The sequence below is a fragment of the Methylosinus sp. H3A genome, from assembly GCF_015709455.1.
GTDB lineage: Bacteria > Pseudomonadota > Alphaproteobacteria > Rhizobiales > Beijerinckiaceae > Methylosinus.
In genome coordinates this window covers 3,497,212-3,509,236 of the sequence record NZ_JADNQW010000005.1, presented here as the reverse complement: position 1 = coordinate 3,509,236, position 12,025 = coordinate 3,497,212, and the positions used below count along the sequence as shown (strand labels likewise).

At 68.0% G+C, this 12,025-nt stretch carries 10 protein-coding genes; 6 read left to right on the top strand and 4 right to left on the bottom strand.

The annotated features are described in order from the left end of the window. A complete protein-coding gene (locus IY145_RS19190) occupies positions 1 to 2,172 on the bottom strand; it encodes a GumC family protein (RefSeq protein ID WP_196409671.1) in 2,172 nt (723 codons plus the stop codon). 192 nt (positions 2,173 to 2,364) lie between these two features. Between IY145_RS19190 and IY145_RS19185 the strand changes: the two genes are divergently transcribed. The 6 genes from IY145_RS19185 to IY145_RS19160 all read left to right on the top strand — a co-directional run bounded on the left by IY145_RS19185 (position 2,365) and on the right by IY145_RS19160 (position 7,804). Next, positions 2,365 to 2,931 carry a polysaccharide biosynthesis/export family protein gene (locus tag IY145_RS19185; RefSeq protein WP_196409670.1) on the top strand — a complete coding sequence of 189 codons (567 nt, stop codon included), beginning with the start codon at positions 2,365 to 2,367 and terminating at the stop codon, positions 2,929 to 2,931. Positions 2,932 to 2,937: 6 nt separating this feature from the next. Next, entirely contained in the window at positions 2,938 to 4,167 is a 1,230-nt protein-coding gene (locus IY145_RS19180) for a glycosyltransferase family 4 protein (RefSeq protein WP_196409669.1), read from the top strand. Between the two features lie 16 nt (positions 4,168 to 4,183). Beyond that, a complete protein-coding gene (locus tag IY145_RS19175; RefSeq protein ID WP_196409668.1) occupies positions 4,184 to 5,701 on the top strand; it encodes an undecaprenyl-phosphate glucose phosphotransferase in 1,518 nt (505 codons plus the stop codon). 258 nt (positions 5,702 to 5,959) lie between these two features. Further along, positions 5,960 to 6,334, top strand: a complete 375-nt coding sequence (locus IY145_RS19170) for a DUF423 domain-containing protein (protein ID WP_196409667.1) — start codon at positions 5,960 to 5,962, stop codon at positions 6,332 to 6,334. Positions 6,335 to 6,424: 90 nt separating this feature from the next. Continuing rightward, positions 6,425 to 6,826 carry a response regulator gene (locus tag IY145_RS19165; RefSeq protein WP_246722104.1) on the top strand — a complete coding sequence of 134 codons (402 nt, stop codon included), beginning with the start codon at positions 6,425 to 6,427 and terminating at the stop codon, positions 6,824 to 6,826. Positions 6,827 to 6,895: 69 nt separating this feature from the next. Continuing rightward, positions 6,896 to 7,804 (top strand): DUF2865 domain-containing protein, encoded by a 909-nt coding sequence (locus tag IY145_RS19160; RefSeq protein ID WP_196409666.1) that lies wholly within the window; start codon positions 6,896 to 6,898, stop codon positions 7,802 to 7,804. A 10-nt stretch (positions 7,805 to 7,814) separates the two neighbouring features. Here the strand turns inward: IY145_RS19160 and IY145_RS19155 are convergent, their stop codons facing one another. From IY145_RS19155 to IY145_RS19145, 3 genes are all read right to left on the bottom strand, one after another. After that, positions 7,815 to 10,058, bottom strand: coding sequence for a ComEC/Rec2 family competence protein (locus IY145_RS19155; protein ID WP_196409665.1), 2,244 nt, complete (start codon positions 10,056 to 10,058; stop codon positions 7,815 to 7,817). A 79-nt stretch (positions 10,059 to 10,137) separates the two neighbouring features. Continuing rightward, positions 10,138 to 10,866 carry a cytochrome c biogenesis CcdA family protein gene (locus IY145_RS19150; RefSeq protein ID WP_196409664.1) on the bottom strand — a complete coding sequence of 243 codons (729 nt, stop codon included), beginning with the start codon at positions 10,864 to 10,866 and terminating at the stop codon, positions 10,138 to 10,140. Then, a complete protein-coding gene (locus tag IY145_RS19145) occupies positions 10,866 to 11,249 on the bottom strand; it encodes a thioredoxin family protein (protein ID WP_196409663.1) in 384 nt (127 codons plus the stop codon). The genes IY145_RS19150 and IY145_RS19145 overlap by 1 nt, the downstream gene beginning before the upstream one ends. Positions 11,250 to 12,025 lie beyond the last annotated feature (776 nt).

The window sequence follows — 12,025 nt, the reverse complement described above, 5'->3', positions numbered from 1 at the left end:
TCATGCGGCGGAGGCGTCGGCGGGGCTCTCCTCCTCGAGCAGAAAGGCGTCGCTGACGCCGGCCTGCGCCAGCTCGTCGATCACCGCCTCGGCCGCGCGCTCGGACCCGCTCACCAGCACGATGTCGAAGGATGGCGCGAGGAACATGGCGCGGTCATAGTCGCGCGTGGCGAAGACGATGAAATCATAGGTCTGCGCCAGAGCCTCGAGCACAGGCTCGGCGTCCTGATCATATTCCGCCGCCGCGCAGCCCCCCGGCATGACATGCAGACGCGAATTCAGATCGCGATGAATAGCCTCGCCAAAGGTCGCGGCGCCGCTGGCGAGATCGGCGAGACCGAGCGGCCTGGCGCGATCGACATCTGGAACCAGCCGATCATAGAGCTCCCCTTCCGCCTCGGCGTCGGCCGCGACGATTATGGCGAGGCCGCGCCGCGCCAGCGCGCGCGACAGAGTCACCGCGCTGTCGAAGCTGTGCTCGGCGTCGGCGCAGCCGATCATGAGCACTTTTACCGAGAGCGTCGCCATGCGCGCCGCGTCGATCCTTCCGATGACGCTCGAACGATGCGTGCGCGTGGTTCGATCCTCGAGCTTGGGCGTTCGCGAATCCGGCGGCGCGGAAAAGCGCGCCGTCTGCGGCTTCTCCTCCGCCTCGGCGAAGGCGGGCTCGCGCCGTTCCGCCGCGATGCGGACGTTCGGCGGCGCTTCCAACGCCTCCTCGGGCGGCGCCGGCAGCGGCGTCGGACCGGCGACGCGGGCGCGGCCAGTGAGGAGCTCGATCGCGATGATCGAGCCGGCCGAGAGCACGAAGGCGGCGATCGTGGCGAAAGCCGTGATCGGCAGCTTCTTCGGGAAGGAGGGGATGGGCGGCGCCACGGCGCGCTGGATCACGCGCGCGTCGGCGGGCGACGCCTTCGGCCCTTCGCGCGCCAGCGCCTCCTGATATTTGGCCGAATCCGCCTCGAGCTGATCCTTGAGCACGCGGGCGGCGCGCTCGAGCTCGCGCAGCTGCACCTCGTCGGCGCCGGCCGCGCCGGCGACGCGCTTCTGCTCATCCATGGCGCGCGCCAGATTCTCGACGCGCGAGGACGCGATGCGGGCCTCGTTCTCCAACGTGCGCGCAGTGCGCTCGGCCGCCCTCCGCCAATCGGCGTCGAGATCGGCGAGTTGCGCCTGCAGCTCCTTTATACGCGGATGGCCGGGCAGCAGCGTGCGGGATTCGAGCGCGAGATGGGCGCGCAGCGTCACGCGCTGCTCGCCGATGCGGCGGATCATCTCATTATTGGCGACGTCCGGAATCTCGCCGACGCGATTTTGCCGCAACATGTCGCGCACGAGCTTCGCCTTGGCCTCGGCGTCCGCCTGCGCGGTGCGGGAAATAGAGAGTTGATTGGTGAGATCGCCGAGTTGCTGCGTGGCGATCGTCATATTATTCGTGCCGGCGAAGAGCCCCGAGCGCGAGCGGAACGCCTCCACCTTCGCCTCGGCTCTGGCGAGGCGCTCGCGTAGATCGGCGACCAACGGGCTCAGCGATTGCGCGGCGTCGCGCGCATTGTCGCGCTTCGCCTCGCGCTGCAGGTCGATATAATAGGAGGCGATGGCGTTCGCCGCTCGCGCCGCGAGATCGGGATCGCGGGCGGAGAATTCGATCTGCAGCACGCGCGTCTTCGTCGGCGATAGCACCTGCAGCTTATCGAAATAAGCGTCCAGCATGCGCTCCTCCGGCGCGAGCTTGGACGGATCGCGCGTCAGGCCGAGCATCACGCCGATCTTCGTCGTGAGCCCTATTCCATCGGCGATCGGATCGAACTCGGAATTTCCCTGAAGCTCGAGCGATTTCAGCACGCGGCGCGCGAGATCGCGCGAGGTGAGCATCTGAATCTGGCTCTGCACCGCCTCGGCGTCCGGCGCGGCGGCGGGATCGGCGCGCTCCTTGTCGGCGCGCGTCAGATAGCTCTCCTGATTCTCGAGCAGGACGCGCGCCTCGGCCGTGTAGCGCGGCTTGACGACATTGACGAAGATCAGCGCGCCGAAAAAGGCCGCGAGCGTCACGCCGATCACGATACGGCGGCGACGCGACAAGGCGCCGGCGATCTGCCCAAGATCGATCTCGCCCTGTGCGATCTCGCCCTGCAGGCTTTCCGCGACATCGTGAGAGTGGCCGAAACTCATCTGCGAACTCCATGTAGCGCGCAGACCATGTACCGAGATTATGGTTTCCGCAGGGTTAACCGCGGCGATATGGCGCCATTGGCGGGGCGATCGAGCCTCGCCGATCGCCGATCAGCCTTTGTTAACCATAAGTGCTTAAAAAATCCCTCCGGAACGCCGTTCGTTAGCTGTTCCTCGAGCCCGAGATTCTAAATGCCGAGATATGGCTTTCTCTTCTTCTGGCTGATGATGTGCGCGACATTGTCGAGCTGCGCCCTGCCCGGCGCCTATATTCCAGAGCTACTGGCGACCTCCACCGAGGAGCCTTACACGCTCGCGGCCGGCGATCGGCTGCGCATCATCGTGTTCGGCCAGGATGCGATCTCCAACAGCTATACGGTCGACGGCTCCGGCCATATCGCCATGCCGCTCATCGGCATCGTGCCGGCAGCCGGCCTCACGACCCAGGCGCTGCAACATGAAATCGCCGCACGTTTGCGCAACGGATTCATCCGAGACCCCCGCGTCTCGGTGGAAGTCGAGGCGTATCGACCGTTCTTCGTGCTCGGCGAAGTGCTCAGCGCCGGACAATATCCGTTCCTCGAGGGTCTCACCGTGCAGAAGGCGATCGCCATAGCCGGCGGGTTCAGCCCGCGCGGATATCAGGGAGAGGTCGATCTGACGCGCGACTATGGCGGCGTACCGGTCACCGGCCGGGTGCCACTGCTGCAGGCGGTCAGACCGGGGGATACGATCACGGTTCGCGAACGGATTTTCTGAAGCGAGATGCGAGTGGAGCGGCAAAGCCAGGCGATCGACGACAACGGCCCCGGACGGCTGCGCATCGTGCATGTCATGCGCGCGCCGATCGGCGGCCTCTTTCGTCATGTCGTCGATCTCGCCGGCGCGCAGGCCGAGCGCGGACATGCGGTCGGGCTCATCGCCGATTCCTCGACCGGCGGCGAGCGCGCGGAGGCGGTTCTGCGAATGCTCGAGCCTTCGCTCGAGCTCGGCGTCACGCGTCTTTGCATGCGCCGCCTGCCGAGCTGGAGCGACCCGATCGTCGCCTTTCGCATCGCCGCGGCGCTGAAGCGCCTTTCGCCCGACGTCGTCCACGGACATGGCGCGAAGGGCGGCCTCTATGCGCGCCTGCCGACGCTGCTGCCGCTGTTTCCGTCGCTGACCCGTCCGCATATTCGCGTCTACACGCCGCATGGCGGCAGCCTTCATTTCGACCCGGACGCGCTCGTCAATCGTCTCTATCTCTCGGTGGAAAAAGCGCTGGAGCGGGTGACCGACTTCATCCCCTTCGAGAGCGCCTATGCGCAAAAGCGCTTCGCCGAGGCGATCGGCTTCTCCCGCGCGGTGGCGCGCATCGTGCCCAATGGATTGCGTCCTGCGGAATTCGAGCCGATCGCGCCGATCGCGGGGGCGGCGGATTTTCTCTATGTCGGCGAATGGCGCCGCTTCAAAGGCGTCGACACGCTGATCGAGGCGCTGGCGCTCATTCGCGACGAGACCGGCGAGGCGCCGCGACTCGCGCTCGTCGGCTCCGGGCCGGACGAGGCGGCGCTGCGCGCGCTCGCGGAAACGCGCGGCGTTAACGAGCGGCTGTGCTTCGCGCCGCCCATGCCCGCGCGTGAGGCGCTGCGATTGGGGCGCATATTGGTCGTGCCGAGCCGCGCCGAGTCGCTTCCCTATATCGTGCTCGAGGCGATCGCCGCGCGCACGCCCCTCGTCGCCACCAATGTCGGCGGCATCCCCGAGATTTTCGGCGACTATGCGGATCGCCTCGTCGCGAGCGACGATCCCGCCGCGCTGGCCCGAGCGATGATCGCCGCCGGCGGCATGGGCGAGTCGGCGCGACGCCGTGCAAGCGACGAACTCGCTGAGAGAGTAGCAGAAAATTTCTCTTTGACGGCGATGGAGGAAGCGGTGCTGCGCGGATATCGCGACGCGCTGACGGCCGCCGGATGTCGCCGCGCCGCGGAGGCCGTCCTACCGCAGAGAGCCTGATGAGTGGAGTGACGTCATGTGTGCATTCGCCCTACGCGACATCAAAGCGGCCGCCCTCGCCAATGACGACGGCCGCGTCGCCTCGCGGCTCGCGGAGATCGCCGCCGATGCGCGGCCGACGCCCGCCTATTCGCCGATCGTGGTCGCGGGCATCGTCCGCATTCTCGAGCTTCTGCTGATCACGGCCGGCGGCTTCGCCGTGCATCGGCTCCATGTCGCGCCCGCCTATGGCTATGGCGTCGAATATTTCATCGTCATCCCCGGCATGGCGCTGCTCGCCGTCCTCGTCTGGCAGGCGCTCGATCTCTATACGCCCACGGCTTTTCGCTCGCCGATCGGCCATGGGCTGAAGCTCGCCGGCGGCTGGACGCTGGTCTTTCTCGCCGCGCTCGCGGCGATCTTCTTTCTCAAGCTCGACAACGCCCTGTCGCGCGTGTGGCTGCTCGGCTGGTATGCGGGCGGGCTCGGCGTGCTGGCGGCGGAGCGCTTCGCCGTCGCCGCCGTGGTGCGGTCGCTGACGCAGCAGGGCAAGCTCGACCGTCGCACCGTCGTCGTCGGCGGCGGCCCCGCGGCCGAGCCGGTGCTGCGCGATCTCGCCGCCGCGCAGCAAGACAGCGATCTGCGCATCCTCGGCATATTCGACGACCGCCGCGACGATCGCTCGCCGGATGTCGTCGCCGGCTATCCCAAGCTCGGCACGATCGACGATCTCGTCGAATTCGCGCGCCACACGCGGCTCGATCTCGTCATCTTCACTCTGCCCATCTCCGCCGAGGCGCGCCTGTTGCAGATGCTGCGCAAGCTCTGGGTGCTGCCGATCGACATTCGTCTCGCCGCCCACACCAATAAGCTGCGCTTCCGCCCCCGCTCGTACTCCTACATCGGCAATGTTCCGGTGCTGGACGTCTTCGACAAGCCGATCGCCGATTGGGACGTGCTGGCCAAATCCGCCTTCGACAAGATCGTCGGCGCGATCTGCCTCGTTGTTTTCACGCCGGTCATGGCGGCTGTGGCGCTCGCCATCAAGCTCGACTCGCGCGGCCCGGTGCTGTTCCGCCAGACGCGCTACGGCTTCAACAATGAGCGGATCGAGGTCTATAAATTCCGCTCCATGTATGCGGACAAGCTCGACCCGGCCGCCTCCCGGCTCGTCACCAAGGGCGATCCGCGCGTGACCCGCGTCGGCCGCTTCATTCGCAAGACCTCGCTCGACGAGCTGCCGCAGCTGTTCAATGTCGTGTTCCGGGGCAATCTGTCGCTGGTCGGCCCGCGCCCGCACGCCATGCACGCCATGGCGGCCGAGCATCTCTATGACGAGGTCGTCGACGGCTATTTCGCCCGCCATCGCGTGAAGCCCGGCCTCACCGGCTGGGCGCAGATCAATGGCTGGCGCGGCGAGACCGACACGCCGGAGAAGATCCAGAAGCGCGTCGAATGCGACCTCTATTACATAGAGAACTGGTCGATCCTGCTCGACATCTACATTCTCGCGCTCACGCCGATCGCGCTGTTGAAGACCGAGAACGCCTATTGAGGCGGCGAGCCTCGCTCGAGCGCGAGGGAAATGCGAGCCTGAAGGCTCGCGGTCCAGGGAGCGCTTTGGACCGCGAGCCTTCAGGCTCGCTTCGTCTGGGGATCATTGCTCGACGCCTCGCCAGAGCCTATCCTGGCCTTCGCCGCGGCGCTGAACGCTGAACGCTGAACGCTGAACGCTGACGGCCTACGACCTCATCTAGAACATCAACATGAGCAGAATTTACCTTATTCTGCTTTGACTTACCAAGAGAAATTGATGCAGCGCTCGAACCTTCTCATCGTCTTTCTCGCCGCGCTCGAAGGCGCGGCCGGCGTCACGCTTTCCGCCGCGGCGGCGCATATTTCGAGCGCCGCGAACCTCGACACGGCGAGCCGCTTCCTGTTGATCCACGCCGCGGCGGCGCTCGGGCTCGGCGCTCTGCTCGCGGCGCGGCCGCCGCTCTCGCGCTGGCTCACCGGCGTGAGCTTCGCTCTGCTCGCCGGCGTCGCGCTCTTTTCCGGCGACCTCGTCACCCGGACCTTCGCCGGCGATCGGCTGTTCCCCTATGCGGCGCCGATCGGCGGCTCGCTGACCATAGCGAGCTGGCTGGCTCTGGCGATCTGGGCGCTCGCCGCGCTACGCGCCAAATAGCAGCTTCGCCGCCGCGGCGGCAGATGAGACTATTCCGCTCTGGACAGGCGCCGGAATCGATCCCACGATCGCGAGCGTGGGGGCGCTTGCATGGGGGCGATGGAACAATGCCGCGCGGGGGCGCCGGCCGGGCGGCGCGTGCTCGTCGTCGAGGACGAGCCGCTGATCGCGCTCGCGCTCGAGGAGACGCTCGCCGAGCACGGCTTCCTCGTCGTGGCCTCGGCCCAGACCGTCGCCATCGCTTTGCGACATGTCGCCGTCGCGCAATTCGACGTCGCGCTGCTGGATTTGGCGATCGGCGCCGAGAGCGTGGAGCCGGTCGCCGATCGCCTCGCCGCGCTGGGGATACCTTTCGTCTTCGCGACCGGCTATGGCCGCTTCGCCCTGCCCGCGGCGCATGCCGCGCGTCCGATCGTCGAAAAGCCGTTCCGCACCGAGGCGCTGATCGCCGCCCTTGTCGCCGCCGCGCGCCGCGCCGCGCAAGAGGCCTGAGACAGCCGACTTGTCTCTCGCGATCACGCTCCATTTAAGGGGGAGTTGCGTCAAAACGGGTGCCGCGTCATGTCATCGCCTAAAAGCGGCGATCGGGGAATATCGCCCCGTCGTCGCCTCGCCGTCCTCAGCGGCCTGATCCTGGTCTTTCTCATCGCGGCGCTCGAGCCACATTCCGCATTCGCCCAGGACTTCTTCCAGCAATTGTTCGGCGGCGGGGGCGGCGGCTATTCGGACTATGGCGGCGCAGGCGGCTATTATCCGAGCCATCGCCGCCATGCTCGCGCCCACGCCCGGCGCCAATACGCCCCGCAGGAGCGGCGAGCCGAGCCGCAGCCGCATTCGCATCGGCGCGCCGCCCATGACGGCGAGCCCGAGCGCGCGGTCTATACCGAGACGGCGGGCGGCGGACGTTCTTATTGCGTGCGCGAGTGCGACGGCTATTTCTTCCCCGTCGGCCTCTATTCGAGCGCGAGCGACACGGCGAGCCATCAGCGCGCCTGCGGACGCCTGTGCCCCGGCGCGCGGACGACGCTCTATGTCATGCGCGGGGGCTCCGACAAGATCGAGGATGCGGTGGCGGCGCGCGGCGGCGGCAGCTATTCGCGGCTGATGGCGTCGCTCCAGCGCAAGGGCGAAGGAGAGAAAGACAAGGAGTGCTCCTGCCACGCCGGCCAATCCAACGGGGGCCAATCCAATGAGAGCTCCATCGAGGCGATCTATCTCGACCCGACGCTGCGGCGCGGCGACGCGGTGATGACGACGCGTGGCGTCGAGATCTTCCACGGCGCCAGCCGCTATCCCTATTCGAAGAACGACTTCCGCCCGCTCGCGCGTTCGCCCGATCTCGACGAGCCGATCCGCCGTCGGCTCGCCGCGCTGGAGCGCGCCAGCAGGCACGCGCGCGGCGCCGTGGAGCGTCGCGCCGCACGGCCGGTCGGCGAGCACCGCAGCCAGACCTCGCGCCCGCAGGACTGACGCGCCGGCGTCAGTCGAGCCTCTCCTCCTCCGCCTCTTTCTCGGGGGCGGCCGTCGGCGCCGTCCGCCGCTTCGGCGCGCGCGACCAGGGCCGGTCCTCGTTCGGGCTGCGCGCCACGCGCCATTCCACAGCGTCGCCGGTAAAGCGCAATGTCGCCGCGCCCGTTTCGGCGAGCTTGCGGCGATCGAGCAGGATCGGCGCGCCACAGCCGGTGGGCGCATAGAAGGGCGCGATGACGATGGCCGCGCGGGCGCAATCCTCGATCAGCGCCTTGCGATCCGTCACCAGCGCGACGGAGCGGCCGTCGACAGCTTTCGCCACGCAGCCGAGATCGTCGCACAAGACGCCGCCGCGGGCGTCCGCCGGCGCGCGCGAGTCGGCGTCGGCTCGCAGCCATTGCTCGCCGACGAAGGAGAGCTTCCCGCGACCGAGCAGAGCGAGCTCCCCGCTCGGCAGCCGCAGAGCGGCGGCGTCACCGCCGGGGGCGACGGCGAGATCGAAACCATCTCCGCTCGCCGCGCCGAAAAGACCGAGCGCAGCGAAGGGCGCGGCCATCGCCCGGAACATCCAAGTCCGCCACAGAACGAGCGACAGAACTGCGAGCGAGAGGAAGCAAATCGCAAAGGGCGCGAAGCTCTTGACCGGCAGGCTCGAGCCCGGCGCGGCGGCGATGAGTCGCGCGATCGCCGTCACCAGATCGATGCCGAAGCCGACATAGCGCCAGACCGGGCCGTCGAGCCCGAAAGGATAGAGAAAGGCGCCGAGCAGCGCGCCCGGCACGGCGAAGAATTCGATGATGGCCAATGTCAGCGGATTGCCGATCAGCACATAGGGGCTCAATTCGTGGAAGTCCCCCGCCATGAAGGAGGCCGTCGCCGATGTGGCGCAGAGCGTCGCGAAGATCGGCGCAGCCGGCCCGCGCAGCAGCAGCTCGCCTGCGCTCTCTCGCCATCTCGCGAAGCGTGACGGCGTTCGGCCGAAGGCCGGCGGCTCGCGGCGCCGCTCGATCAGCGCGCCGCGCGCCTCATAGACGGCGACGAGCGCCGCCACTGCGGCGAAGGAGAGCTGAAAGCTCGCGCCGAGCAGCGCCTCCGGCTGGAAGGCGACGATGAAGAAAACCGCGAAGGCGAGATTGCGCATCGACAGCGACGGCCTGTCGAAGAGGACTGCGACGAGCATGATCGTCGTCATGATGAGCGCGCGCTCCGTGCCGACGCGCGAGCCCGTGCCGATATCATAGAGGATCGCCCCGAGAATCGCGAGGCCCGCCGCCCATTTCTTTATCGGATAGTTCAGCGCCAGCGTTCGCGACAGCGCCAGCATACGACGAAAGCCGACGAAAAAAATGCCGGCGACCAGCGTCATCTGCACGCCGGATATGGTGATGATATGGAAAATGCCGGCGCGGCGGATCAGCTCCTTGGCCTCCTCGCTCAGAAAATCGCGCTTGCCCGTCACCATTGCGGCGGCGATCGCGCCCGTGTCGCCGCCGAGCGCGCGCGCGACGCGCGTCGCGAGAGCATTGCGGAGCCGATCGACGGCGGCGAAAAATCGCAGCGACCAAGGCGCAGGGTCGGGCGGCGGCAGGATGTCGATGCGGCCGAGCGCATTGCCGACCCCGCCGAGCCCTGCGAAATAGGCGTCGCGCGAAAAGTCGTAGCCGCCGGGCAGAGCCGCATGGGCCGGCGGCAGAACGCGCGCCTTGAGGGCGATGAAATCGCCGGCCGCGAATTTCGCCTCGCCTCGCGTCGTCAACCGCACGCGGAGCGGAGCGGCGTCATTCGGCAAGCCTTCGGCGCTGGCGAGGCGAAGGATGAAGCGCGCGCCATTGGGACGCAGATCGAGCTCCTCGACGAAGCCGGTCAGAAATCCGACGCCGGCGCGCGGGACGATCGGCGCATCGACGCGCGCGGCGCGCCAGACCGCGGCGAAGAAGCCGCCGCAGACGCAGGAGAGGACGAGAATAACCACGCCGGCGCGATGCGCCCGGAGGACGAAGGCGAGCGCCGCGAAGATGGCGAGGCCCGCGGCCGAAAAAGCGAAGGAGGGCTCGCGATCCGCCGCGAAATAGAGGACGACGCCGGAGCCCGCCGCGACCGGCAGCCAGAGGAAGGGCCGCCGCAGCGCGATCTCTTCCTCCAGCGCGGCGCGGGCGGCGGCGGAAAGAGACGCGACAGCGGCCGAAAAGGCGGGGCGAAAGACGCCCCTCGCCCGATCGGCCGCGCCGGCGACGGCTTTCGCGCTCCAAGTCAAAAGGGCCTCGCTCGAACAAAGTCGAGCCCATGCTATACCCTAAGCCGGCGAAGGCGCGAGCGTCCCGACGGCCGCAGCGTCAAAAGCGCGTCGTCAGATTGGTCAGCCATTCGGGCGAAGCGGCGACGAGCGCCGCCTCGAACGGCTTGTCGAGCCCGGTCGCGATCAGCAGGCCGACCGAGGCCAGCGCCGCGCCGAGCACGCCCTTGCCCCATTTGCCCCCGACCAGCAGCGAATGCCGCAGCCGCGTCGAAAGGCTCCGCGAGGCGGCGCCGAGCGCGACCAGCGGCAGGCCGGCGCCGAGCCCGAAAGCGCCCATCACCAGCCCGACCTGGCCGAGATTCTGGCCCTGCGCGGCGAGCAGCGAGGCGGCGCCGAGCGTCGGACCGGCGCAGGGACTCCACACCGCGCCGAGCAGCAGTCCGAGCCCCAATTGGCCGCGCAGCCCATGAGTCGGGAGGCCGGCGAAGCGGCGCTCGATCCAATCGGCCACCGGACCGCCGGCGGCGGCGAGCCGCACTTGCAGCGCCGGCGCCGCCAGCAGCACGCCGAGCGCGATCATCAGCAGCGCGGCGCCGAAGCGCAGCGCCGCGCCGTCTATCCCCGCCCCGAAACCGATCAACGCCAGGAACAGCCCGATGGCGACGAAGGAGGAGGCGACGCCGACAGCGAGCGCCGCCGGCCCCATTTTGTGCTCGGAGGCCGCGGCGCCGAGAATGATCGGCAGCAGCGGCAGCACACAGGGCGAGAGAATGGAGAAGAGGCCCGCCAAAAAGGCGAGCCCCGCTCCGGCGAAATCCGCCCCCATCAGAGCGCCTTGTCGAGCAGAGCCCCGATCGAAGCCGCATTGGTGTCGCCGGCCGAGCGGCCGGTCTCGCTCTTGCCCTTGAACACGATGAGCGTGCTCTGCGTCGTCGCATGGAAATTCCGCACGGCGTCCTTCTGACTGTCGAAATCGACATGGAACACTTGCAGCGTTCCGAATTTGCCGTCGCTCTCGAGCTTCTCGAGGATCGGCTGCTGCGCCTTGCAGGTGGGGCACCAGGGCGCATGAATCTCGACGAGGATCGGCTGACCCGCCGTCTGCGCCGCCTCGAAGGCCTGGGGCGTGAAAGCATGTTTCTCGGCGGCGAAAAGCGGCGTAGCGAACAGAGCGGCGGAAAAAAGCGCGGCGGTGAAACGTATCGACATGGGTGATCCTTTCGGGTTTCAGTCTCGAGGGCGCCGACGCATCGGAGCGGCTCCCGAGCTGATGTTCGCAGGCGAGGCGTCAAACGTTACGCGGCCCGAGCGAGCAATCCGAGCGCGCGCCTTCGAGGCCGCGCGCTTTCGCGCGTGAGCCCGCGCGCAAGCCGCGTGTCAGTGTCATGGAGCCGCGCGCATGCGCCCGCGCGCGCTGCGCGAGCGGGTTGGACAAGGTCGTCCGGGACGCCGGGGCCTCCCTCGGCCACGGCATTCGTAAAAGAAGCGCATTCGGAAAGCCCAGGATCCCGGACGCGGTCTGCCTCTGCTCTGCGCCGCCTCCGGGCCCAGGGTTGTTTTCCCCTCTCGGGTAGTCTATCCCCGCGCGAACCTCGGATATTCGGCCAGCTTTCGCGTTCGTCTCCGAACGCCTCCGCACGAAGGAGAAGCCGGACCGGCGGCGTGGCGTCGAGCGCGCGAACGAGGGTAGCCGCCCCGCCTCTCTCGAAACCGCCCCCTCGCCGGCCCCGCCCCTGCCCGGACGACGCCCTTGCCATTCGACGAGGGTGACGGATGATAGGAATATTTTCCGGCTTTTGTCAAGGGGGCGCTTCACCCTCCCCTTCAGGGGGAGGTGGGGCGCGCTTTCATTGCAGAGATGCCAAGCGCCACAGGCTTTACGCCGCCTCTCCGCGCTCGGCGGCGAGCCTCCATTGATCGCACGACGGCGATTCCGCGCTGCTATGCAATTCGAGAGAGAGCGCTCGGAGATGGGTTGCGGATAG